Origin of the sequence: Roseateles sp. UC29_93, assembly GCF_042695725.1 — a bacterium.
Taxonomy (GTDB): Bacteria; Pseudomonadota; Gammaproteobacteria; order Burkholderiales; family Burkholderiaceae_C; genus Roseateles; species Roseateles noduli_A.
The window spans coordinates 4,117,507-4,139,724 of record NZ_CP170545.1 but is presented as its reverse complement, the minus strand read 5'-3'; the positions used below and the strand labels follow the sequence as shown (position 1 = coordinate 4,139,724).

The 22,218-nt window shown below is 66.5% G+C and carries 20 protein-coding genes and 4 pseudogenes; 8 read left to right on the top strand and 16 right to left on the bottom strand.

What is annotated here, in order from left to right; all coding sequences use genetic code 11:
- Positions 1-13: 13 nt before the first annotated feature.
- The 3 genes from ACFJIX_RS19290 to ACFJIX_RS19280 are packed head-to-tail and all read right to left on the bottom strand — an operon-like array spanning position 14 to position 2,962.
- A complete protein-coding gene (locus tag ACFJIX_RS19290) occupies positions 14-655 on the bottom strand; it encodes a hypothetical protein (protein ID WP_377153847.1) in 642 nt (213 codons plus the stop codon).
- On the bottom strand, positions 652-2,307 hold the full coding sequence (locus ACFJIX_RS19285; protein WP_377153844.1) for a transporter substrate-binding domain-containing protein: 1,656 nt from the start codon (positions 2,305-2,307) through the stop codon (positions 652-654). The genes ACFJIX_RS19290 and ACFJIX_RS19285 overlap by 4 nt, the downstream gene beginning before the upstream one ends.
- Positions 2,282-2,962 carry a HemK2/MTQ2 family protein methyltransferase gene (locus ACFJIX_RS19280; RefSeq protein ID WP_377153841.1) on the bottom strand — a complete coding sequence of 227 codons (681 nt, stop codon included), beginning with the start codon at positions 2,960-2,962 and terminating at the stop codon, positions 2,282-2,284. The genes ACFJIX_RS19285 and ACFJIX_RS19280 overlap by 26 nt, the downstream gene beginning before the upstream one ends.
- A 278-nt stretch (positions 2,963-3,240) precedes the next feature.
- Here ACFJIX_RS19280 and ACFJIX_RS19275 point away from each other — a divergent pair, with 278 nt between their 5' ends.
- Positions 3,241-3,624 (top strand): tautomerase family protein, encoded by a 384-nt coding sequence (locus tag ACFJIX_RS19275; protein ID WP_377153838.1) that lies wholly within the window; start codon positions 3,241-3,243, stop codon positions 3,622-3,624.
- A gap of 54 nt (positions 3,625-3,678) precedes the next feature.
- Here ACFJIX_RS19275 and ACFJIX_RS19270 read toward each other — a convergent pair.
- The 5 genes and pseudogenes from ACFJIX_RS19270 to ACFJIX_RS19250 form a co-directional block, all read right to left on the bottom strand.
- Positions 3,679-4,065: pseudogene (locus ACFJIX_RS19270) on the bottom strand (IS30 family transposase); the annotation flags it as partial.
- Between the two features lie 105 nt (positions 4,066-4,170).
- Positions 4,171-5,582, bottom strand: a pseudogene (locus tag ACFJIX_RS19265) (amidase family protein).
- Positions 5,583-5,650: 68 nt separating this feature from the next.
- A pseudogene (poxB, locus tag ACFJIX_RS19260) lies at positions 5,651-7,380 on the bottom strand (ubiquinone-dependent pyruvate dehydrogenase).
- 31 nt (positions 7,381-7,411) lie between these two features.
- On the bottom strand, positions 7,412-7,792 hold the full coding sequence (locus ACFJIX_RS19255) for a Rid family detoxifying hydrolase (RefSeq protein ID WP_377153835.1): 381 nt from the start codon (positions 7,790-7,792) through the stop codon (positions 7,412-7,414).
- A gap of 100 nt (positions 7,793-7,892) precedes the next feature.
- Complete coding sequence (locus ACFJIX_RS19250) at positions 7,893-8,480, bottom strand: DUF308 domain-containing protein (protein WP_377153831.1); 588 nt, start codon at positions 8,478-8,480, stop codon at positions 7,893-7,895.
- A 343-nt stretch (positions 8,481-8,823) separates the two neighbouring features.
- Here ACFJIX_RS19250 and ACFJIX_RS19245 point away from each other — a divergent pair, with 343 nt between their 5' ends.
- The 3 genes from ACFJIX_RS19245 (at position 8,824) to ACFJIX_RS19235 (ending at position 10,644) form a co-directional block, all read left to right on the top strand.
- Positions 8,824-8,949 (top strand): hypothetical protein, encoded by a 126-nt coding sequence (locus ACFJIX_RS19245; RefSeq protein WP_377153828.1) that lies wholly within the window; start codon positions 8,824-8,826, stop codon positions 8,947-8,949.
- 269 nt (positions 8,950-9,218) lie between these two features.
- Positions 9,219-10,448, top strand: a complete 1,230-nt coding sequence (locus ACFJIX_RS19240) for a hypothetical protein (protein ID WP_377153826.1) — start codon at positions 9,219-9,221, stop codon at positions 10,446-10,448.
- Positions 10,408-10,644 (top strand): hypothetical protein, encoded by a 237-nt coding sequence (locus ACFJIX_RS19235; protein WP_377153824.1) that lies wholly within the window; start codon positions 10,408-10,410, stop codon positions 10,642-10,644. The genes ACFJIX_RS19240 and ACFJIX_RS19235 overlap by 41 nt, the downstream gene beginning before the upstream one ends.
- A gap of 25 nt (positions 10,645-10,669) precedes the next feature.
- Here the strand turns inward: ACFJIX_RS19235 and ACFJIX_RS19230 are convergent, their stop codons facing one another.
- From ACFJIX_RS19230 to ACFJIX_RS19195, 8 genes and pseudogenes are all read right to left on the bottom strand, one after another.
- Complete coding sequence (locus ACFJIX_RS19230; protein WP_377153822.1) at positions 10,670-10,891, bottom strand: glutathione S-transferase family protein; 222 nt, start codon at positions 10,889-10,891, stop codon at positions 10,670-10,672.
- A 235-nt stretch (positions 10,892-11,126) separates the two neighbouring features.
- Entirely contained in the window at positions 11,127-11,567 is a 441-nt protein-coding gene (locus tag ACFJIX_RS19225) for a hypothetical protein (RefSeq protein ID WP_377153820.1), read from the bottom strand.
- A 165-nt stretch (positions 11,568-11,732) separates the two neighbouring features.
- Positions 11,733-13,277 carry a methyl-accepting chemotaxis protein gene (locus ACFJIX_RS19220; RefSeq protein WP_377153818.1) on the bottom strand — a complete coding sequence of 515 codons (1,545 nt, stop codon included), beginning with the start codon at positions 13,275-13,277 and terminating at the stop codon, positions 11,733-11,735.
- A 367-nt stretch (positions 13,278-13,644) separates the two neighbouring features.
- A complete protein-coding gene (locus tag ACFJIX_RS19215) occupies positions 13,645-14,673 on the bottom strand; it encodes a PAS domain-containing protein (RefSeq protein WP_377153816.1) in 1,029 nt (342 codons plus the stop codon).
- A 142-nt stretch (positions 14,674-14,815) separates the two neighbouring features.
- Positions 14,816-15,619: pseudogene (locus ACFJIX_RS19210) on the bottom strand (PAS domain S-box protein); the annotation flags it as partial.
- Positions 15,620-15,813: 194 nt separating this feature from the next.
- On the bottom strand, positions 15,814-16,425 hold the full coding sequence (locus ACFJIX_RS19205) for a dienelactone hydrolase family protein (RefSeq protein WP_377153814.1): 612 nt from the start codon (positions 16,423-16,425) through the stop codon (positions 15,814-15,816).
- Between the two features lie 431 nt (positions 16,426-16,856).
- A complete protein-coding gene (locus ACFJIX_RS19200; RefSeq protein ID WP_377153812.1) occupies positions 16,857-17,675 on the bottom strand; it encodes a DUF2024 family protein in 819 nt (272 codons plus the stop codon).
- Positions 17,676-17,729: 54 nt separating this feature from the next.
- On the bottom strand, positions 17,730-18,686 hold the full coding sequence (locus ACFJIX_RS19195) for a cupin domain-containing protein (protein ID WP_377153810.1): 957 nt from the start codon (positions 18,684-18,686) through the stop codon (positions 17,730-17,732).
- A gap of 131 nt (positions 18,687-18,817) precedes the next feature.
- On the opposite strand from ACFJIX_RS19195, the gene ACFJIX_RS19190 reads away from it, so the two are divergent.
- The 4 genes from ACFJIX_RS19190 (at position 18,818) to ACFJIX_RS19175 (ending at position 22,122) form a co-directional block, all read left to right on the top strand.
- The gene (locus ACFJIX_RS19190) at positions 18,818-19,369 is read left to right on the top strand and encodes a carboxymuconolactone decarboxylase family protein (RefSeq protein WP_377153808.1); all 552 of its coding nucleotides are present in this window, start codon (positions 18,818-18,820) and stop codon (positions 19,367-19,369) included.
- A 48-nt stretch (positions 19,370-19,417) separates the two neighbouring features.
- Positions 19,418-20,659, top strand: coding sequence for a PAS domain S-box protein (locus ACFJIX_RS19185; protein ID WP_377153806.1), 1,242 nt, complete (start codon positions 19,418-19,420; stop codon positions 20,657-20,659).
- The gene (locus ACFJIX_RS19180) at positions 20,656-21,321 is read left to right on the top strand and encodes a response regulator (protein WP_377153804.1); all 666 of its coding nucleotides are present in this window, start codon (positions 20,656-20,658) and stop codon (positions 21,319-21,321) included. The genes ACFJIX_RS19185 and ACFJIX_RS19180 overlap by 4 nt, the downstream gene beginning before the upstream one ends.
- Positions 21,322-21,447: 126 nt before the next feature.
- Entirely contained in the window at positions 21,448-22,122 is a 675-nt protein-coding gene (locus ACFJIX_RS19175; protein ID WP_377153802.1) for a DsbA family oxidoreductase, read from the top strand.
- The last annotated feature ends 96 nt before the right edge of the window (positions 22,123-22,218 follow it).

Genomic DNA, 22,218 nt, shown 5'->3' with positions numbered 1-22,218 from the left:
CCTTCAGCGGCGCCTAGCCGGAGCGGCGCTCCACCCCCCGTTGCGCGGCCAGGATCGCCGCGTCCACCGCCTGGCGAAGCGCGACGAAGACCAGCACCACGCCCCCGATCAGGCACAGCCGGTCGGCGGCCTGGGGCAGTTGCTCCAGCGCGCGCAGCGTCACGGCGGTCGCTTCCTTGACGCCGACGGCGGCGCCGAAGCCGCTGGACAGCACCATGACGAAATAGGCCCGGGCCAGCCCCATCAGGAACAGCGGCACGCCGCCACGCGCGCCGGCCCGCCAGTCCAGAACGGCCACCCGCAGGTTGTCCGCCACGTAGGCGGCGGCATAGGCCGACAACGACCACGCCACCGCGCCGCCCGGCGACATCGCCCAGCGGGCGGGCAGCGCATGCAGCAGCACATGCATGACGACGAAGGCCGGCGCCGCCCGCAGCAGTGCGACCACGGTGCCGGCCCCGCTCGCGCTCAGCCGCCGCCACGTCGATGGCTCGCCGTGGGTCTCGGGCAGGCGCAACGCGCCGAGCGCCAGCCCCGCCGGCAGCCCGATCGCGAGCGCCTCCAGGGCGAGCGACAGGTTCGTGCCGAGCGCGCGCACGAAGGTCGGCGCGAAGACCGACAGGACCTGAAGCAGCGAAGCGTCCGGCGCGCTCATTGCGGCGCCTGTGTCGGTCGCGGCGCGGTTGGCGCCGCTTGCAGCCGCGACTCCACGCGGTGGAGCAGCGCCACGACGAGCGACACCAGCGCCATGTAGAAGACCAGCAGCAGCGCGAAGGTCGTCGTCGACCGGGAGGAAAAGGACGCGATGTCGGTCTGCGCCGCGAGCAGCTCCGGCACACCGATCAGCGATGCCACCGGCGTGCCGCGCGTGGCGTTGACCGCGAAGGCCGCGATCTGCGCCCTCGCCCGCAGCGCCGCGGCGCGCAGGCCGGCGCTGCGGCCTTCATCGCGCAGGGCCCGCCGGGCCTCGGCCACCGCCTGCCCGGCGTTGCTGCCGTTGAACAGGCCCAGCACGACGACCGCCACCAGCGAGGCCGTCGCCGGCGTGGACTGGCCGGCGCCGCTGAGCAGCAGGCCGGCGACGGTCATCATCAACACCATCGGCGTGGACTGGGTGGTCAGCAGCACGCCGCGCAAAGGCCAGCGCAGCGCGCGCGAGCGTGCCGTCAGACCGGCGCCGAAGCCCAGCGCCAGCAGCACCGTCGACAGCACCGCCCCGACGACCAGCGCGACCGAGTAGCCGATGCCCTCCAGGAAGAGGCGCAGCGCGACCCGCGTCTTGAGCATGGCCAGCGTCACCTCCAGCCGCCAGTGCTCCTGCAGCCAATCCTCCAGCCGTTCGACGGCGTCGGCAATCGGCGTCGGGGCCAGGTGGTTGTCGCGCGGCGGGTCGAGACAAGGCGCCGGCTCGAGCGCCGCGGGCGCATCGCAGGGAGGCGACGACCATCGCCGTCGCTGTGCTTCCAGCCAGTCCTCCGGGACGTCGTGTTCATGCGCCAGGCGCAGCAGGGTTCCGTCGGCGTGCAACTGGCGGAGTTCGCGAGCCAGCAGCGATGCCAGCGGCGCGCCGTCGCGGCGCACGACCACGCCCCACGGCAGCGGCGCGAAGGACAGCTTCACCTCGTAGCTCGCCGGCAGCAAGGGCAACAGCAGACTGTCGTCATGCGCGGCCAGCGGACAGGTGCCCGCCTGCAACTGCTCCACCAGCGCGCGCGCTGTGCCGAAGAGCATCAGTCGCGCGCCGTTGACCGCCAGCTCGGCATTGGTTGAATTGCCGATGGTCACGCAGACCGTGCGCCCCGCCAGTGCCGACAGCGTCCGCAGCTCGGGCGGCCCGGTGCTGCGCAGTCCCACGACAACGGTATGCGATTCGTAGTAGTGCGGCCGCACGAACAGCGCCTGGCCGTCGCGCTGCGAGGTATGGCCGGTGGTGGCGATCAGCAGGTCGACGCGCCCGTCGCCCAGGGTCACCATCCGGTTCGCGGCGTCGACCTCCACGAAGCGCACGCCGACGCCCAGCCGCGCCGCCAGCAGTCGCGCCAGCGCGGGTTCAAAGCCCTGCGGCCCGTCCGCCGTCGACTGGCTGAACGGCGGGTAGAACGCGCGCACGCCGATGCGGATCTCGCCGCGGCAGCGCACGCGCGCCAGCGTGTCGGGAGCGGCCTCGCAATGGACGGCGGACGGGAGGTCGCGGGCGTCGGGGGTGTCCGGGGTGTCGGGCGCCGCCTGTGCCGCCCCGCCGCTCAGCGCCAGGACGAGGCACGGGAGCGTCAGCCGCCAGTCACGCGCACGGGTCGACCAAGGCATGCCGGATCTCGACGACATGGAAGTCGCAGAACACGTAGGGGCCGACGACATGGAATGCCCGGCCCAGGTGGCTCTCCAGCCAGCGCGGAGGCAGCAGGCGCACCTTCCAGGCCGGGACCGGCGCCGACACGGTCTGCGCGACGTCCAGGCGCAGGCCCTGGACCGACAGGCGCCGAGTGGTCTCCTCCAGTCCGACAAAGCTGCTGTGAGTGAGGACGGCCACGCCCGCCGGCGCCAGGTGGTCGCCAAGGCCGTCGAGGAAGCGGTCCAGCACCTCGCGGCCCTCCCGGCCGCCGTCGCTCCAGCTGCGCAGCCGGGCGCCGTCGGTGCAGTCGTCCTGCAGGGGCAACTGGGGCGGGTCGAAGGCGATCAGGTCGAAGCGCTCCCCGCGCAGCGGCTCCCACAGGTCGCCGTGATGCACGGTGGCATGGGGGATGCGCTGCGCCCGCAGCAGCGCGCGGGCATGGTCGACGGCCTCGGGCTCGATGTCGACGCCGACCAACTCGCGCGCGCCGGCCGCCGCCAGCGCTGCCAGCACGACGCCGCTGCCGGTGCCCATTTCCAGCGCGCGGCCGCTGAAGGGCCCGATCAGCCGCAACTGCCGCAGCAACGCGGCGGTGTACTCGGACGGACGAAAGGGGTTCTCTTCGGGCATGGGTGTCGACTCCGTCGGGACACCTGATGCTGTGACCGGTCGCCGGTGGCGGATATCGGCGATTCGCTGAGATCGGGGGTGGGAAAGGCGTGATCCACGAGCCACCGGAGGAGACGTTGCCCGCGGCGCTCCATCATGGCTGCCACCGAGCACGGCGACTGCAGGCGGTCGACGTGACGGCGCACGGCCTGACCCCATGCAATGGCCCTGAGCCCGCTGGGCATTCCCGGGCATGACAGGATGAGGGGGCCAATTCCGGTGAACAACAGGATGCCGTCATGCCCTTGGTTCGAATCGACATGCAGCGCCAGTCCGACCCCAGCTATCCCCGCCAGGTGGGAGCCGCGGTCTACGAGGCCATGCGCCACACGATCAATGTCCCGGACAAGGACAACTTCCAGATCCTGACCGAGCACGACGAGACGCACTTCGTCTTCGACCCCGGCTATCTGGACATCCCACGCTCGAGCCGGCTGATCTACATCCAGATCACGCTGAACGAGGGACGGACGCTGGATCAGAAGCGCGCGCTGTACAAGACGATCGTCGAGCGCCTGGCACCGCTGGACGTCCGGCCGGAGGATGTCTTCATCAACCTGGTCGAGGTCAAGCGCGAGAACTGGTCGTTCGGCAATGGGGTGGCGCAGTACGCCAATCCGTGACGGGGCGAAGGATCGGGCTCGGCCTGACGCTGACGGCTGCTTTGCAGGGCGGATTCAACCGGTGGATGCAACACATAGGTTGAACATCTCTGCCGGGGTCTGATAGCCGCGCGTCTTGCGCGGCCGCTCGTTCAATTGTCGGGCAATGGCGTCGAGCTCAAGCTGCGTGTACTCGGAAAGGTCCATGCCCTTTGGAAAGTACTGCCTGAGCAGACCGTTGACGTTCTCGTTGCTGCCGCGCTGCCACGGGCTCCGCGGGTCGCAGAAGTAGACCTGGATCACCGTCTTCTGCGTATGGTGGCGGGATCGCCGCATTCCCCGAGTGCGCCTCAGGTGCTCCAGCAGCTCCTTCTTCAATGCGCCGCGCGCTTGAACAAATAGGCTGCGATAGATGGTCTCGTGAGACACGTGGAGGTTCTCGTCCTGCGGGTAGGTTTGCTTGGCGACCGGTTGAATCCGCCTCTGCGGACGTGGTCAATGCCAACAGGCAGGGGGCAATACCCCCCAGCACCAGCAGGCAGTTGCCCGTGAATCGATTGCCCTCGCTCAGACGATCGGATCAATGGGAGACGCAGGCGTCCCGCGAGCCTCAATGGCCTTGCCGGCCAGGAGGCACAGATCCTCCCTGTAGTGACTGGCGAGAATCTGCACGCCGACGGGTACCGGGCCGACAAGGTCGGTGGAGATAGCAAGCCCGGGCAGGCCAAGCGCCGGCGGCGCTCTCATGGGAAGTTGAGCTCGCCATACGCGTTCGAATCCCGCCTGTCCCTGTAGATCGAGTCCGTCCTGGAAAGGCAATTCGCCAGAGACCGGCAGTAACAGTACCGGATACTCGGTGAAGAACCGCCGCCAAGCCCGTTGCACGGTGGTGCGCAACACCAACGCGCGGCTGACGACATCGCCAGGCAGCGCCTCGGCCATGCCCCTGACCGCATCGACCACGGCGAGTGCGGCTGTATCGCCGTCGCGGCGAGCGGCATCGACGAGGTTGGCGAAGCCGTCGCCCAGCCACAGTTGCATCTGCACGTCAGCCGCCTCTCGCATGAGCGGCACATCGTCGATCTCCGTCACGGTCCACCCGGCGTCAGAGAGGCGTCGTGCCGCGTCCAGCAGGGCCGCCTCGACGTGCTCGTCTATCTCCATGCCCCCGGGGCGAAGACACATCGCCGCAACCAGTGGCGTCTCGGGCCCCTCGAGGGGCACCGGCACCCACCAGGGATCCCGCAGATCGGGCGCCGCCATGGCCGCGAGGCCGATCCGGAGGTCGTCGATCGTTCGGGCCATCAGTCCCGTGGACGACATCATCTGCGGGCCAATGGGGCGCTCAGGAGAGGAGGCGTTGTAGGCGGGAACCCGCCCGAGCGTGGGCCGCAAACCATGGATGCCGCAGGCGTAGGCCGGATAGCGCAGCGATCCGCCGATGTCCGTACCTACGGCGAGGTGTCCGATGCCGGCGGTGACGGCGGCGGCACCACCGCCCGACGAGCCGCCAGGGGTCAGCGCGGAACCGCGCGGATTGCGGGTAGCGCCGTCGAGCGAATTGCTCGTGAACCAGCGCAGCGCGAAGGTCGGCGCGTTGCTACGTCCAGGAGCACCGCGCCTGCACGTACCAGGTTCTCGACCGCGGGACTGTTCACCTTGGCGACGAAGTCCTTCTGAAGGTGGGTCCCGTTCGTCGTGGGGAAGCCCGCCATGTCGACATTGATCTTGACCGTCACAGGAACGCCGGCCAATGGCCCCACGTCCTCGCCGCGTCCGATCCTGCGATCCAACTCATCTGACTGCGCGAGCACCTGTTCGGGTCGATGCGCCACCACCGCGTTGATCCGCGGATTGACCTCGTCCAGTCTCTTCAGTGCATCCACCGCAGCTTCCCGAGCGGAGACCTTGCGCAGCCGCACCAGCTGCGCAAGCTCGGTCGCGGGAAGCCGCCAGAGTTCAGACGATGCCCGCGTGATTCGCGCAGCGTCCCAGGCTGCATCCGTGGGCGCGCTTTCAACATCTCTTTTCATTTCACTCCCGCAGTTCAGCGCCACAGGTTCGAGCGTGCGAGCTCGATGACTTCGTCAGCGCGGCCATTCATCACGGCCCGAAGCATGTAGAGCGAAAAGCCCTTGGCCATCTCAAGCGTGATGGCGGGAGGCATCGCAAGCTCGCTTCGGTTCACGACCGCATCGACAAGGACAGGCCCGTCATGTGCCAACGCTTGCGCGATGCCTCGGTCCACCTCGTCGGGATGCTCGAGCCGGATTCCGCGCACGCCGACGGACTCCGCCATTGCTGCAAAGGACGGGTTCTTCAGTTCCGTACCGACGTTGAGCGTGCCGGTCGACTTCTGCTCCAGCTCGATGAATCCCAGGGCCGAATTGTTGAAGACCACCACCTTCACCGGCAGTCCCAACTGGGCGAGGCTCAGGAAGTCACCCATCAGCATCGTGAACCCGCCATCGCCTGAAAGCGAGATCACCTGTCTGCCAGGAAATGCGGCTTGCGCGCCGATCGCGTGTGGCATCGCGTTCGCCATCGACCCGTGCCAGAACGAGCCGATCAATCGGCGCTTGCCGTTCATGGCGAGATATCGAGAGGCCCACACGGTCGGCAGGCCGACGTCGCAGGTGAAGACCGCATCGTCGGCGGCCTGGTCGCTGAGCGCCTTGGCAATCTGCTGTGGATGGATGCCCCGTCGACCAGGCGCCGCGAGATCGTCGAGACCCTTGCGAGTCTTCCGGTAATGCTCGCGCGCCTGCGTCAGGTGGGCGGCGTCTGGATTCTGCTGAAGCAGCGGCAGCAAGGCCTCCAGCGTCGCTCGGACGTCTCCCACGATTCCGAGGTCGACCGGTGCACGACGTCCAATGTGCTCCGCTCTGATGTCGACCTGGGCGATGCGCACACCCGCCTCGCGGGGGTAGAACTGCCGGTAGGGGAAATCGGTCCCCAGCATCAGCAGGACATCGCAATCGAGCATGGCGTAGTAGCCCGACGAGAAGCCGATCAAGCCCGTCATGCCGACGTCGTAGGGGTTGTCCCACTCGACGTGTTCCTTGCCCCGGAGCGCATGCACCACGGGCGCGTTCAATCGCTCGCAGACAGAGATCAGTTGATCGTGGGCACCCTGGCATCCGGAGCCGCACAGCACCGTGATCCGCCGACCGCTGTTCAACATCTCCGCGAGCTTGACCAACTCGTCTCCGGCGGGCGTCACCAAGGGCGCCGCCGGCAGCAGGCTCGACGTCCTCGCCGTGGGTGCCTCGGTGGCCGGAAGAAGCGCGACATTGCCCGGGATCGTCACGACAGAGCCCCCCGCTTGCTCACTGCCTCGCGTATCGCGATCTCCAGGGTCCGAGGCATCTGCTCGGGGTCGGAGACCAATTCGCAGTAGTGGCTGCACTCCTGGAAGAGTGTCTGGGGGTGAGTCTCCTGGAAATAGCCTGTGCCGATTTCCGGTGAAGGAATATGAGCTGCGATGGCAAGCACTGGCACGCCTGAGCGATGGCAATCGAACAGTCCATTGATCAGATGCAGGTTGCCCGGCCCGCAGCTTCCGGCACAAACGGCGAGCGATCCCGTCAGGTGTGCTTCCGCCCCGGCGGCAAAGGCGGCAACCTCCTCGTGCCTGACGGGCACCCATTCGATGTCGCCTCGACGGCGTACGGCTTCGGTCAACCCGTTCAGGCTGTCCCCGACGACGCCGAAGATGCGCTTGACGCCAGCAGCCCGAAGGGTGTCCACGAACTGATCTGCAACGGTTCTTGTCATGGTGTATTCGTCTTGAACTGGATCTGGCGCCTCACAGCGCGACGACGCACTCGACCTCGACCAGCGCCCCGCCAGCGAGTGCCGCCACGCCGACCGTGCCGCGTGCGGGGTAAGGCTTCTGGAAGTACTCCGCCATGACGCTGTTGAGGAGCGCGGAATGGGCAAGGTCGGTCAGGTAGACATTGACCTTCACGACGCCGTCGAACGTCGCGCCGGCTGCCGTGACGACCGCGCGGAGGTTCTCGAAAACCTGCCGGATCTGCGACTCGGGATTGCCGTCGACCATCCTGTTGGTCCGCGGATCCAATGGGAGTTGGCCTGATAGCCAGATGGTGCTGCCAGCTCGAACAGCTTGGGAGTAGATGCCGATGGCAGTCGGTGCATCGGATGTCGATACGGGTTGCTTGTGCATTGGGTGTCCTTTGATTGCTCCGACGTGGAGACAGATGGGGTGCTGAAAGGGTTCTGCAGACGAGTCGGCAGGCCGGCGATCAACGAACGAGGTGTCGGGATCAGCGCTGGCGGCGCGAGCGCCATGCCAGCAGTCCCGCCTGGATGACGAAGAATCCACCGCCTCCGGTCGCATAGACCGACAGCACGGCCAGGGACGGCATGGGCCCCGTGGCCTGGATGCAGTACGCGATGCCGACGAGAAAGGACAGGCCACCGGAGATGAGCATCGGCCACTGTTGACCGAGTTCCTGGCCACGCCTGCGAATGCCCAGCGCGAACTGCGCCGCACCGGCGATGGCCGCCCAGACGCCGAAGACGGCGAGCACGGCGGCGGGGCCGTAGGCTGACGCGGAGCCAGTGGCGATCGCCGCAAGAGTGCTCAGAGCCGCATTGAAGGCGGTGATGCGGCGCTCCGCGTCGCGCTTCAGCGCGCGGTAGTCGACCAGCGATGAGACTGCGTCGATCAGCGGATAGCTCACGAGCAATGCCGTCGCCGCGGGGCCCGAGGTCGCGTGTGCCGGGGCGAAGGCGGCTGCCCACAACAGCGCGAGCAAGCCGCGGCACAGGTAGAGCGTCGACAGAGATGCGCGATTCGCAGGCGAACTGGGCATTGAGATCGCGTCAGTGGATGGGTTCGTGCGGATCATGGTTGCTCTTCAGAGGAGTTGACGCATGACATCAGGTTCGACACGGCATCACCATCGGAGGTAGGTTTATCCAACCCCTACCAAGGTTTGAGCACGAGCGGCGCTCGGCTCAGCGGCCCGGTCAGAATCCGCCAGAGTTCTGTTGATCCAGCCTGCCAGTTCGACGATGAACCTGAGGCCCTTGAACTGCAGGATCAGGCAGGGATCATGTCCGACGCGTTGCTGGCATCCCCGTTCTCGCAGGCTTGGGCTCGATCTCACAGGGCCTCGATACTTGCGTCTGCCTGAAGTGCGAGCTGACCGTCACCTGCCGACACTGAACGGCTGCACACAGCCTGGAGCCGTGACGGCATCGCAGCGGGTGCAGCCGTTGAGAGCAATGGACGCCGATGTCAGCAACCTGCCGCAAGGAGTCATCGACAAGCGGCAGCTTTCGGGGCATCTGCAGATGACGGTGCGTCACCGGTGACCTGATACCGCTGCAGGGCCTTGCACACCGTCATGCCGATATCGAAGCAATCGGAAGTTGAACTGAGGTAACCCCATTGCCACCGCCGGGGGTGCTGTAGGCATTGGCTGTGGGGCGCCGCGCTTTGCCACGCGGCCCGTTCGAGACTCGCGCCCGAAGCGGGTGCCCTGCGGCTACGGCGCATCGGCGGGAGGACATCAGCAATCCTGAAGCGCGTTGTCCGCAATCTGCCGATGGCTGCAATGGGCTCGCAAGGCCACGCTGGCTGCATGAAACATGCAGACAAGGCAGCCGCCCGCCAGATCCCCTCCGAGCCCGCCGCGACTGCGGGTGCGCGGTCCCAGGCTGCAGACGCCTCCTCAGGAGGGTTCGAGCCCGGTGCACGCGCCTCGGTGCAGCGGGCTTTGATCGACGGCATCCACCACGGGCCGCGCATGGCCCTGCAGCGCCGGCAGCTCAGCCATCTGCTCGGCGAACGGCGTGTGTCCCCCTGGGTGCCGAGCGCCCAGTTGAAGGAGCTTCCCGATGATTCGGTCGGCTCGCTCAAAGACATGCCGGTGAAAGGCGAAAAGGAGATCACTGCGGAAGGGCTGCAAAGGAGGCTGATCGACAAGCTCAAGGAAGTGGGACAAGTTGGCTTCGGCTACCGGCTGGTCTCGCTCAGCTATCGAGCGGGCGAATTCGAGAAGGACGAGCGCACGACCCACGACGAAGAACACGGCATGAAGCCCTGGCCGGCCGACATCGACGACAACCTGGGAGACATCAAGCTGCTGGTTCATTCGACTCTTCAGGCCGCCGGGCAACTGGCGTACCTCGATAAGAATTCAGAAGAGATCGGCAAGACCCACGAGGTGATCGTCGACGTGGACTGGTACCGCGAACGCACGCAGAGCGACGTCGGCTTCCACAAGGACAGCCGCGGCACCACGCTGTTCGTGAACCTCACCTACGACAACGCCTTGAAGATGCAAGGCGCCTCCACCAAGCCCGACCTCGAAGGGCAGGCCAAGCTCGAAGAGGGGCTGCCCGACGAGGTGCAGAAAGACCTGAAGGCTCGACGCCTGGGCTATGCGCAAAAGGGCCTCGCCTCGGGGGACATCAAGGAAGAAGAAGTCGACCCGTATGCGCGCATCAGCTTCAGCGACCCGAGTGTCTGGCACAGCACGCCCCTGCTCGGGCACCGGATCGAGCATGAGGCCCCACCCACGGACGACGTTGAAACGGTAGAGAAGTACCTGGGCCGAGCTGGCCACGCCCCGCACTTCTACCGCGGCATCGTCGAGTACTACAAGGTCAACTACGAGCCCCAGCGCATCTTTCGACTTCTTCAGAGACAAGAAGGGAAGCAAGGCTCAGGTCACCGTGGAGTCTTGGGATGTACTGGCGCCCGAGCTGAGCAAGCTCGGCTACGCCTTTCGGGAGCTGTACGGTTGGCGCGACCGCTACCCAAGCCCATTGAGCTTCTGGAAGGCGCTCCCGGGCACGGGCAGCATTGACAAGTACAACAAACACGGCATCTCGGACAAGATCGCCCCGCAGAACGGCCCCGAGCTGACTGAAGCCGTCAAGGCCAAGCGAAGGCCGCTGAGCGTCAAGCTCAATGAAAGCCCTCTGCTTCAGAACGGTCTGAACGAAGAAGCGAAACGCCCCCGCACCTTCATCCGGACCTGGGTTCGCCTGATCAAGATCTGATTCGCGCCAGCAGCATCACCACCACTCAGGCAAGGTCGAGCTCCGGGTAACGACGGAAGGTGCCCTGCTCGTTGAACGCAATGCGCCGCTCGCTGCGCAGATAGGCCGTCATCCGTGCTTGCTCGGCCACCCGCTCGTGCAGCTCGACGATGCGCGGCGTGCGCGCCAGGGTGCGCTCGGCCGCCTGGAGGAACGCGTACCTCAGACCCTCGATCAGCTGAAACAGCGAGCGCGCGCTACGCCTCAATCCCCCTTAGTGCTGCCCGCCGACGTGTGCCCTGCGCTGCGGGGCCTCCTACGGGTGACTGTGGGCGTGTCTGACCGGCAGCTTCAGGGCGGCGACATCAGGACAGTGGATGTCGGCTCAGGGTGGCGGAGTCAGCCGGCGGCCGCTGTGCGGAGGACCGCAACCAGCCTGAAGCCGCGGCGGCATTGCTGCGCTGGGGATCATTGATGCAGCCCAGTCCATCGATGACGTCATCTCAGACCTTGGCGAGGAAGGCCGCTGCGTCACCTGCTTCGCACTTCCAGTCTGCGAAGACCCCGACCAGGTTGCATTCCACGCAGCGGCAAGCAATGTAGTACCAGCGCACGTCATGCGTGCCTTCGTACACGGAGACGCCGGACACCAGCTCGAACACCTCGTTCTCGCACACGCACTCGTGCGCCTCAGGCGAGGCTTCTTCAACGTAGTCCTCACTGTCGCCCGTCAGGTGTTCCTGCCCGCAGTCAGTGCAGGTGCGGATTGCCACACCGGCCTCTTCATCAGTCTGCAGCGCGAAGGTCCGGCATCCGCAATCGCATTTGGACGAGGCGAACCTGACGGCCTCATGGCGATTCGCAACGCTGTAGCTGCGCAGTTCGGCTTGGGTGTCGCCGGACGTGGTCCCGTACCAGAACTCGCCCTTCTTCGTCAGTGCCATTGATGCTGCTCCATTCCTCAAGATGGGCTTCCCGGCAGGCCTGACGCCGGGCTCGCCCCGTACGTCCGGATTCTGCCTTGGGGTCCGGTGCATCATCGTGAAAGGCTTGGGTCGCGGTGGTCGCCGACAGGAACTGCGGACATCCAAGGCAGCCTGTTCGGATGTCTATCGAACCTTGAACATGGCAACAAGCCCCACCAGGCGCTCGGATTGGGCGCGCAGACTCTCTGCGGCTGCGGCGCTCTGTTCGACCAGTGCGGCGTTCTGCTGTGTGGTCCGGTCCATCTGCCCGATGGCTTCGCCCACCTGGGCGACACCTTGGCTCTGCTGAAGCGATGCGGCACTGATCTCGGCCATGATGTCCGTGACCCGCTGGATCGAGGTGACGATTTCCTGCATCTTCTGTCCGGCCGTATCCACCTGCGATGTTCCCCGCTCAACGCGTTCGGAACTGGTGGCGATGAGCGTCTTGATTTCTCTTGCGGCGGTAGCGCTTCGCTGGGCCAATGTACGAACTTCCTGCGCCACGACCGCAAAACCCTTGCCATGCTCTCCGGCGCGCGCGGCCTCGACCGCGGCGTTCAGCGCGAGGATGTTTGTCTGGAAGGCGATGCCGTCGATGACTCCAACGATGTCGCCAATCCGCTGCGATGACTCGTTGATATCGCGCATGGTCGCCACGACCTCGGAGACGGATTGACCTCCCAGCTTTGCGACCTCCGAAGCGCTGCTTGCAAGCTGGTTGGCCTGCATGGCGTTGTCCGAGTTCTGGCGCACCGTCGCGCCGAGCTGTTCCATCGAGGAGGCGGTCTCCTCCAGCGCGGACGCCTGTTGTTCCGTGCGGCTGCTCAGGTCGGAGTTGCCCTGTGCGATCTGCGCGGAAGCCGTGGCCACGCCATGGGCGTTCTCGAGGACTGAGGAAACGACGCCGCTGAGCTTTCCCTGCATCTGCCTGAGCACCGCAAGAACGCTCCGTTCATCGCTTGCGCCGAGTTGGATGTCAGTCGTGAGGTCCCCGTCGGCAACCTTCCTTGCCAGTGATACCGCAACCTCCGGGTCGCCGCCGATCTGGCCGAGCACGTTGCGGACGATGGCCGTGGACAGGATGGCGCCGATCACGACCGCAAGGGCCATGAGACTCCACGACGCGCCCTTGGCAAAGCTGTAGGTGGCCGACGCCTGGTGCGCGGCGGCCGCCGCGCTCGCGTTGTTGATGTCGACCAAGCGACCGATCGCCGCGACCCAGGCTTCGAAAGTGGGCTTGGACGTGGTGAGGTGCGCTTCTCGCGCCTGGGAGAACGAGTCTTCCCCGGCGCGAGATAGCGCCAGCACCGCATCCATGGACTTGAAGAAGGTGTCTCGAAGCTTTTGATAGTCGGCGAACCCTTGCGCTTCCTCGCCGGGAGCGACGAGGGGCTTGTAGTCCTCTTCCTGCTTGGCGAGCGCTGCTCGCAGGCTTGCGATTCGCGCATCCGCTGCCTTGATCTCAGGCTCGTTCTTGCTGAGCACGTGCTCCGCCTCGGCGCGTCGGAGCTGATTGGCGGTTGCGCGTATGTTGGCCAGCGAAGTGACGCTGGGCAACTGTTCACTCGCGATGTCGTTGGCGACCGCGTTCACTTGAGCCAGCTGCACCAGGCCAAATGCGCCCATGAGGACGACCAACCCCACCAGTGCGACGAACGAGTAATTGAGCTTCGACTTGAGCGTCATGGCTGCGTCCTTCTCGCGCCGCCCTGCGCAATGGCGTCCACGACCTGGCGGCGACAAGGAAGTGGAGCGGAAAACCCGTCGGATGCCGGCACCGTTGCTCGGTCGAGTCGCGTCGTGAAGCTTGCGCTGGAGACATGGGATCCTTCGAACGCTGATGTCTCGCGGCAATCGCGTCCCGGCCAGTGCGACGGTCTGGATCGTTGCGTGATGGATAGAACGGGCAAGATCGATGCCCTGTCCGCGCCGACCCTCGGCCAACGTTTCGAATCGGTCAGGCCACCTTGGGTGGCGCGACTTGGCGGCGATGTCCACGTAGCGCATGGCGGTGCCCCTGACCTGCGTTGGCGGAATGCTGCGCAGGAAGGACTCAAGGCCCTGGCGGTTGGCCAGTCCGGTCAGCGCGTCCCGCCACCTGCGAGATGTCGCGCATGACCGATGAGTAACGAACGACCTCCCCTGACGCATCGCTGTGAGCCAGAACCATATGGTTGACGGGGATGACGCCTGACGCAACGACCACGGACGTCTCGCCGATCCACACGCCTCGGGCAAGCACCTCCGGGATGATCTCGGCTCTGTATCGCCTGGTGGTCTCGGGCGTATTGAAGTCCAGGAAGCTGTACTTCGAGACGTCGGCGTCGATGGCAATGTCCACGGCCCTGCGCACGGCAGGATTCATGTAGGTCACGCGTCCATCTCGATCTGCCTGGACAACGTAGTCCGGCGTGGCGTCAAAGATCTGAGTCAGTACACGCAGCGATTCTTCTGCGGCTTTGCGCTCGGTGATGTCGACGCCAATGGTGAAGATGCCCTGCACTTCGCCCGCGCCGTTGAGATCGGGGATGAGCTGGCTCTCCGTGTGAACGAGCTTTCCATCCACCCTCTCCGTCTGCTCGAACCGCTGACGAATGCCCTTGAGCGCCGCATCGAGATGAGCAGTGCCGGCCTCGTTCCCTTTGTGCCCCAACAGTTCGACGCGAGTCCGGCCCAGGACCATCTCCCGCGCAGCCCGCAGACGCTCGCAGTTGGCGCGGTTGGAAAATTGGTAACGCCCTTGCGGGTCAAGATATCCGATACGAACAGGCAAGTTGTCGGTGATGCTGCGCATGAACTGCTCGTTGGCCGCGATCCTTTCCTCCAGCCGCTTGTGTTCGGTGATGTCCTGGACGGCGCCCACGACCCGAATCGCGGAGCCGTTCGCATCGAACTCGGTGTCGCCAATGGCGCGCACCCAACGTGCCTCGCCATCGCCGGTGACGAAGGGAAGTTCGAGTGCCCAGCGTTCTCCAGTCTCCACACCCCGCTTGAAGGCGGCCTGCAGGGTCTTCAGCGCTTCGTAAGAATAGAACTTCGCGACACTCTGGGCCGTCGGGTTCAAACGCGTCGTCGACCCCATGAATCTGCCTGGCGACCGGTGACCACGTGATGCGCTCGGCGACCAGGTCGACGACCCACGCTCCTACGGACGCCAGTTCTCCAGTGCGCTGCAGCAACGATGTCGTGGAGCGGACCTCGGCTTCGGCCCTCGCTTGCGCGGCGCGCTGCGCGCTGAGGTCTCTCAGAAACGCGGTTGCTCCCATGCCGCCATTCATGCTCATGGGTGCCACGTACAGCTCCACGGGAATTCTGCTGCCGTCCTTGCGAAGGGCGTCCACCTCGAAACGCCGACCCAGCACAGGTCCATGACCGGTCAGTTGCAAGCGCGAGAGGCCTCGTACATGGGCGGACCGATGTTCGGGCGGGATGATGAGTTCGTGCAACGGCTGTCTGATGGCTTCGGCGTAGCTCCATCCAAAAGTCTCCTGGGCGCGTCGGCTCCAGTCGGAGACGAGCCCCTTGGGGTCTATCGTCACGAACGCATCGGGCGCGTTCGCGAGAAGGTTGTCGAAGCGCACGCCCGCCTGCGGCAAGTCCGGTGGTTGAGCTGGGATGACCTGCTCAGCCGAGACCTCCTCGCTACGGGAGCGTAGGGTGTGCGTGGCGTCCCATCGTCGGCGGGTTTCCGCCGAGGCACTTTGAGTTCCCACAATGAGTTCATCGTTGGTCAGAGAGCCGACGGTGACCTGAAAGGTGCTCGACCTTGGATGGTCCACAGCGAAGAGCTGACTGCCGCAGCAACCGCAGAAGCGCCGCAATCCCTCGCGGGAGTGCCACGAGGTCGCATTTCCGTTGATGCGCAAGGACGCTTCATCGACCGCGACCCACGCAATGCCTGCGCCACCAGACGCGTGGCGGCAGGTATCGCAGTAGCACACGCAGGCCGTCGTGCTCAGCGCGTGCGCCGCGAACTCGACGCGACCGCAAGCGCATCTACCGTGGAGTACAGCAGGCTTGTCAAGCATCGGAAGATTTCCCAGAAGCTCAGTCGACCACAAGGCCGGTGTCCGATCAATGGCGTCCGTGGCGATGCGTCTTCGATCATCTGATCCGCTGGAGCCGGGTCGTCTGAAAACTGCTTCAGGAACGTCTCCAGATGGCAAGGGCGGCAAATTCCTTGCCTGCTGGCCGGGGCGCCTGCGGCTGGACCGAGGATTGGTCATCTTCCCGGGGCGGAAAGAAGATCCAGGACGAAACGCGCAGCGTCCTTGCGCGACGCTTCGAAGGCTGCGGCGTTGCGCCCGACATGCGCACCTCTCGTGACGCAGCTGCTGTAGAACGCCGCGACGTCCGCGGGCGGGATGGTGGCACCGGTGCGCAGGGCCGTCACGGTCCAGCTGGGTATGTCGGTCCGCACGACACCGCAGGCGTACCCGCTGGTGGCGTTCGGGAGCCATCGCACCGGAAGCAGGCTGTCCCAGGCATGGTGGGCGCCGTCGTAACGGATGCTCTTCACCGGTGTTCCCAGGGCCGCGTACTCGGCAGCCAAGGCTTCGCACGGCTCTGGATGGGTGTAGTCGTCCGCTGCGCCGACGAGATTGAGCAGCGGGGCCAGCGTCACGTCCTGCGAGGTGTAGACCTGCAAACAGCCCGCGTACGCAGCGATGTGGAAGGCGAATGACTCCCCGCCTTTGACGGCGGCTCGAAGGAACGGCCGCTGAGCGGTTTGAAACGCCACCGTCCCACCGCGCGAAAACCCCATGATGCCGATGCGCGTGGCGTCGATCCGGGGATCGTGAGCCAACAGTTGCAGCGCCGCGAACGAATCCATGAGGTTCGCAGCAGCAGGCACTGATGTCTGGTCCGCGGCGGTCGATGACACGCCGGCGGGGGCCAAAGCTGTCGACGACAAACGTGGCGACACCCATGTCATTGAAGAGATTCACCCACTGGGCGAGGCTCGGCGTGACCCCGTCGCTGCCATGAGCGAGCACGACGGCCGGGATCGGGCCGTTCGCGCCGGCCGGCAAGCTGAGGTCTCCCCAGACCTCCGTGACGGGCCACCGGTCTCTCCTCTCCCGCGCGACGTCGTGCAAGGTGGCCGGCGTGGCGCTCTTGAACGGGATGCGGATCGCATCGGCGGCCGCGGCACACAGGGTTCCCACCGCCAGGAGGCTGGCCAAGAAGACGTGTGCAAATCTGCTTATCGACATACCCGGATCATGCTTCGTCTCCGAGGCTGGCTTGTCGCGCAAATTCAGGTCAGCGAATCCTGCCGTCCGCCAAACTCGGGGATCGACTTCGGTAGCCACCGCGCTGCTGCGCGCCGCATGTGAGGGGCTGAAGGCGCAGGGACGGAGGACTGGGACCGTCAGGACGATCGATGATCGCGAAGCCTTCGCGCGCGATCTCTTCGATGACCGGATCCGGCGCGATCTCCATGTGGCAGAAGCGGCACTCCTCGCTCTGTTGCTGGACGTTCTGCTGCAGCGACACGATCAGTGGTCCCCACGCAGAACTTCGACCGATTCCGCAGATCACGAATTGACGGTCGAGTATCAAAACCATGACGGAACTTTGCATCGAATGTGACTCGATTGTCTTGACGATCAAGAGTGGATCGACGGCGGCAGCCAGCGCGTCCATCGCGAAACGGGGGCCGCGGGCCAGCAATCCGTAGCCGCCAGCCAGGTGCCTTCGCAGTTGCTCGGGTGGACCGTTCAGATACGTCGCTGGATCGCGCCAATGCCCGAACTCCTTTGTGAGCATGGCGTGGGCCAGATAGAACACCTCTTCCGGCGATGTCGGCGCAGAGGAAAAGAATATCTGCGACTGCGGTCCGTGATGGTCGGCCAGCAGCACGTGTTCCTTGAACTGATCCATCGATCTGAAGCAGCCCGCAGTGACATTGAATTCCTTGGGCCGCAGGCACTTGAGTTCGACGCGTTGCGTTTCTTCAGGCAGAACGAAACTGTCGTACTCGATGTGCAGGCGAAGGTCGCCCGACTCGTCCAATGACACCGAGCTCACGCAGGCATCAAGGTCTTCATACACGGTATCGATGAGCGTCTGCAGATCCATGCCCGCAAGCCTAGCCCAAAGCCCACGCTCCACCGTCGGCTGAGGACGCAAGTCTCAAGAAGAAGCGCTCGACTCGCCCTGCGCCACCATCCCCTGCCGCCATTCCCTCGGCGACTTTCCCACCCGCTGCGTGAAGACGCGCGACAGCGCCGAAGCGTTCGCGTAGCCGAGCTGGTCGGCGATCTGCTTGATCGAGCGACCCAGTCGCAGTTGCTCCTGCGCGAGGCTCAGCCGCCAATCGGCGAGGTACGCCGCCGGCGCCTGCCCCACCAGCTCGCGGAAGCGCGCCGCGAACGCGCTGCGCGACATGCCCGCGCGCGCCGCCATGCGCTCCAGCGACCACGGCTCGCCCGGCGCCTCGTGCACCGCCGCCAGCGCGAGCGCGACGCGCGGATCCGACAGGCCCGTCACCAGTCCCGGCTGCACGCCCGCCTCCGCCGGGTGGTCGATGAGCCAGCGCAGCAGCTGGATCAGCACGACCTCGAACAGCCGGTCCGCCAGCACGCGCTGACCGCAGCGCAGCCGCTCGGTCTCCGCGAACAGCAGCTGCAAGGACATCTCCAGCCCCTCCACGCGCGCCAGCGGCAGCAGCACCAGCGGCGGCAGCGCGCGCACCAGCGGATTGAGCGGGCCGCCGTCGAACTCCAGCTCCGCGCAGGTGAAGTCGGACCCCTCGCGCGGCGGGTTGCGGAACTCGTGCGCGACCGGTCGCGGATAGAAGAGCAGCGAGGGCTCGTCCACGCGCAGCTTGCGCGGCAGACCGGCGCTGGCCGGGTGGCGGAGCTCCATCTCGCCGCGCTTCATCACATGCAGGAAGCCCCGGCCCGGCAGCGGATCGAACGGGTTGACCCCGCACAGCGGCCCGACGTGGAACAGCCGCGCACGCACGCGAAAGTGCTCCAGCAGCGAGGACAGCCGGTCGATCGGCGGGAGCGACGCCGTCGATGCGGGGGGCGCCTTGGTGGTCGCTATGGGGGACGCACCGGCAGAGGACGCGGACTTGGCAGCCATGGACGTTTGGATGCGTTTGATGGACGAAACGCGGCCAATGGTACTCCTGCGAGGACCACACTGACGTCCAGCAGCCAACACCAGACGCTGCCTGACACAGCCCCCGTCATCCACCATCGAAAGGAATCATCATGTCCACCACGTCCCGCGTCGCCCTCGTCGATCCCAAGCAAGCCCAAGGCGACGCCAAGGTCGCGCTCGATCAGATCCAGGCCGCCTTCGGCGCCACGCCGGCGATGTTCCGCGCCGTGGCCAACTCGCCCGCCGCGATCAAGAGCCTGTGGGGCAGCTTCGGCGCCCTGGGCGGCGGCGTGATCCCCGCGAAGCTGGGCGAGCAGATCGCCGTCGCCATCGCCGATCGCAACGCCTGCGAGTACTGCCTGGCCGCGCACACCGCGCTCGGCCGCAAGGCGGGCGCCAGCGCCGATGAGATGGCCGCCGCGCAGATGGGCGAGTCCGCCGATCCGAAGATCGCCGCCGCGCTGCGCTTCGCGCTGAAGGTCGTCAGCGACCGCGCCCAGGTCGACGACGCCGACGTGCAGTCGCTGCGCGACGTCGGCTTCGACGACGGCGCCATCGTCGAGATCCTGGCGCACGTCGCGCTGAACCTGTTCACCAACTATGTGAACGTCGCCTTCGCGGTGCCGGTCGACTTCCCGTCGGTGAAGCTGCGCCGCGCTTGAGTCCGCACGGCGGCTCGACGTGGCACATCCCTTGCACTCACGCGGGGCATGTCCACGTCGACCGCCCTGCCCGCTTCCGCCGATGCCGTCGATCAAGCCTCGCCGGACGAGGCCGCGCGCCGGCTCGCCTTGCTGCTGGCCAGCACCGGCGAGGGCATCTTCGGCATCGACATGGACGGCCGATGCACCTTCGTGAATCGCGCCGCCTGCGACACGCTGGGCTGGCGCACCGACGAGGTGCTCGGGCGCAACATGCATGCGCTGATCCACCACTCGCATGGCGACGGCAGCGACTACCGCGAGTGCGACTGCCCGATCTTCAACGCCTTCCGCCGCGGCGATCCCTGCCGCATCGACGACGAGGTGCTCTGGCGCGCCGACGGCAGCGCCTTCCCGGCCGAGTACTCGAGCTACCCGCTCTTCGAGCACGGGCAGGTCCAGGGCGCCGTGGTCACCTTCGTCGACATCTCCAAGCGCAAGCACGCGGAAGAGCTGCTGCGCGCCAGCCACGATCAGCTCGAGCGCCGCGTCGCCGAGCGGACCTCGCAGCTGCGCGAGCTCGCGCATCACCTCGAGGCCGTCCGCGAGACCGAACGCAAGCGCATCGCGCGCGAGATCCACGATGAACTCGGCTCGCTGCTGGTCGCGCTGAAGATGGACGTCAACTGGCTGGAGCGCCGCGTCGGCGACGAAGGCCAGCGCGCCGCGATGGTGGCGAAGTGCCACCGCATGGGCGGCCTCGTCGACACGGCCGTCGATGCCGTGGGCCGCATCATCACGGACCTGCGCCCGAGCATCCTCGACCACCAGGGCCTGTGGGCCGCGCTGGAATGGCAGGCGCAGGAGTTCCAGCTCGCCGGCAGCGACGAGCGCGAGGTGCGCTTTCGCATCTTCGTCGCCGCCGATGTCGCTCCGCCCGAAGGCGGCCTGGCGATCGCGGTGTTCCGGATCTTCCAGGAGGTGCTGTCCAACGTCGCGCGCCACGCGCAGGCGTCGCGCGTCGACATCCGGATCGACGTCGACGCGCCGCCGCAGCCGGTGCTCTACCTCCAGGTCAGCGACGACGGCATCGGCGCGCCGGACGAGGCACTCAACGACGCGCGCAGCTACGGCGTGCTCGGCATGCGCGAGCGCGCGGCGCAGTTCGGCGGCCTGCTCGGCATCGCCAGCGCGCCCGGGCGCGGCACGACGGTGCGGCTGGTCATGCCCCTGGAAGGCGCGCCGTTGGAAGAGATGCGGCGCCACGAGCCGGGGACGGAAGCGCCACGGCGCGAAGGAGAGCCGTCATGACGATCCGCGTGCTGATCTGCGACGACCACCGCATCGTGCGCGAAGGCATCAAGCAGATCCTCGCCGAGGCCAGCGACCTGCGAGTGATGGGCGAGGCCGCCAACGGACCGGAGGCGATCCAGCAGGTCCGCGCGGGAGCGGCGGCCGGCTCGGGCCCCGACGTCGTGCTGCTGGACATCGCCATGCCGCAGCGCGACGGGCTCGACATCCTCAAGGCGCTCCGGAGCGAGTTCCCCAAGCTGCCGGTGCTGATGCTCTCGACCTATCCGGACCGGCAGTACGCGGTGCGCAGCCTCAAGCTGGGCGCGGCGGGTTACCTCAACAAGAGCGCGGACAGCGAGCAGATGATCGATGCCGTGCGCACCGTCGCCCGGGGCCGCCGCTTCATCACGCCCAGCGTCGCCGAGCATCTGGCCGCTGCCATCGGCGACGGCTTCGCCGCGGACGACACGGTGCCGTTGCATGAGGTGCTCTCGCACCGCGAGCACCAGGTCTTCCAGATGCTGGTCGCCGGACGCAGCGTCGGCGAGATCGCGGAGCAGCTGGTGCTGTCCTCCAACACCGTGTCGACCTACCGCGCCCGCATCCTCGAGAAGACCGGCGTGCGCAACGATGTGGAGCTGACGCTCTTCGCCGTCCGGCGCGAGCTGCTGGCGCCGTAGCGGGACCGCCCGATCACGTCGACGGCGGCGCCGTGCGTTTTCGCTCACCCACTGTGCAGTGATCGCGGCTCCCGCCTCCGGGGAGCCCTCGATAGCATGCCGCGACACTGACCACAGAGGGCCGACATGGCATCCGACAAGCAGCAAGCGATCCACGTTCAAGTGGTGTTCGACATCATCTGTCCCTGGTGTTTCATCGGGAAGCGGCACCTGGACAAGGCACTGAACGTCCTGCAGGACCAGGGCGTCGCGGTCCAGGTCGAATGGCTGCCCTTCCAGCTCAATCCGACGCTGCCCAAGGCGGGCATGGATCGCAAGACTTTCCGCAGCGCGCGTTTCGGCAGCTGGGAGGCCGCCGTCGCGATGGACAGCCGCGCGATGGCCGCCGGCAGTGCCGTGGGCGCGGTCTTCCGGTACGACCTGCAGACGCGCACGTCCCACACGCTGGCCGGGCACCTGCTGGTCCGCCAGGCGCTTGTCGAGGGCGGACCCGCTCTGCAGACGCGCGTCGTCGAGGCGCTGTTCGTCGCCTACTTCAGCGAGGGGCAGGACATCGGCAACGACGCCGTGCTCGAGAAGATCGCGGCGGCCTCCGGCATGGCGCCGGGTGCCGTGACGCGGTCACTGTCGCGGCTGTCCGAAGTGGAAGCCGACGAACGACGTGCTCGCAGCCAGGGCCTGAACGCGGTCCCCGGGCTGATCATCAACGGCCGCCCGGTGACCAGCGGCGCGCACGACGCGCTCGCGTATGTGCGGATGATCCTGTCGGCGGCCGAGGACGGCTCGCCCGCGGTCGTGTAGTTCCAGCCCTACATCAGAACCACGGCGCGCACGATGCCGTGATCCGTCGCGCTTTCCTAGAGTGGATGCATCCGTCCACCGACCTGGAAAGCAGCG

Excerpts from the sequence above, each read along its gene's own strand:
- ACFJIX_RS19175 (WP_377153802.1), top strand. The coding sequence starts at position 21,448 with ATGGCATCCGACAAGCAGCAAGCGATCCACGTTCAAGTGGTGTTCGAC.
- ACFJIX_RS19200 (WP_377153812.1), bottom strand. The coding sequence starts at position 17,675 with ATGGATCTGCAGACGCTCATCGATACCGTGTATGAAGACCTTGATGCC.
- ACFJIX_RS19250 (WP_377153831.1), bottom strand. The coding sequence starts at position 8,480 with ATGATCCGCACGAACCCATCCACTGACGCGATCTCAATGCCCAGTTCG.
- ACFJIX_RS19275 (WP_377153838.1), top strand. The coding sequence starts at position 3,241 with ATGCCCTTGGTTCGAATCGACATGCAGCGCCAGTCCGACCCCAGCTAT.
- ACFJIX_RS19190 (WP_377153808.1), top strand. The coding sequence starts at position 18,818 with ATGTCCACCACGTCCCGCGTCGCCCTCGTCGATCCCAAGCAAGCCCAA.
- ACFJIX_RS19240 (WP_377153826.1), top strand. The coding sequence starts at position 9,219 with ATGAAACATGCAGACAAGGCAGCCGCCCGCCAGATCCCCTCCGAGCCC.
- ACFJIX_RS19285 (WP_377153844.1), bottom strand. The coding sequence starts at position 2,307 with ATGCCTTGGTCGACCCGTGCGCGTGACTGGCGGCTGACGCTCCCGTGC.
- ACFJIX_RS19220 (WP_377153818.1), bottom strand. The coding sequence starts at position 13,277 with ATGACGCTCAAGTCGAAGCTCAATTACTCGTTCGTCGCACTGGTGGGG.
- ACFJIX_RS19280 (WP_377153841.1), bottom strand. The coding sequence starts at position 2,962 with ATGCCCGAAGAGAACCCCTTTCGTCCGTCCGAGTACACCGCCGCGTTG.
- ACFJIX_RS19255 (WP_377153835.1), bottom strand. The coding sequence starts at position 7,792 with ATGCACAAGCAACCCGTATCGACATCCGATGCACCGACTGCCATCGGC.
- ACFJIX_RS19290 (WP_377153847.1), bottom strand. The coding sequence starts at position 655 with ATGAGCGCGCCGGACGCTTCGCTGCTTCAGGTCCTGTCGGTCTTCGCG.
- ACFJIX_RS19180 (WP_377153804.1), top strand. The coding sequence starts at position 20,656 with ATGACGATCCGCGTGCTGATCTGCGACGACCACCGCATCGTGCGCGAA.
- ACFJIX_RS19185 (WP_377153806.1), top strand. The coding sequence starts at position 19,418 with ATGTCCACGTCGACCGCCCTGCCCGCTTCCGCCGATGCCGTCGATCAA.
- ACFJIX_RS19215 (WP_377153816.1), bottom strand. The coding sequence starts at position 14,673 with ATGGGGTCGACGACGCGTTTGAACCCGACGGCCCAGAGTGTCGCGAAG.
- ACFJIX_RS19225 (WP_377153820.1), bottom strand. The coding sequence starts at position 11,567 with ATGGCACTGACGAAGAAGGGCGAGTTCTGGTACGGGACCACGTCCGGC.
- ACFJIX_RS19195 (WP_377153810.1), bottom strand. The coding sequence starts at position 18,686 with ATGGCTGCCAAGTCCGCGTCCTCTGCCGGTGCGTCCCCCATAGCGACC.
- ACFJIX_RS19205 (WP_377153814.1), bottom strand. The coding sequence starts at position 16,425 with ATGGATTCGTTCGCGGCGCTGCAACTGTTGGCTCACGATCCCCGGATC.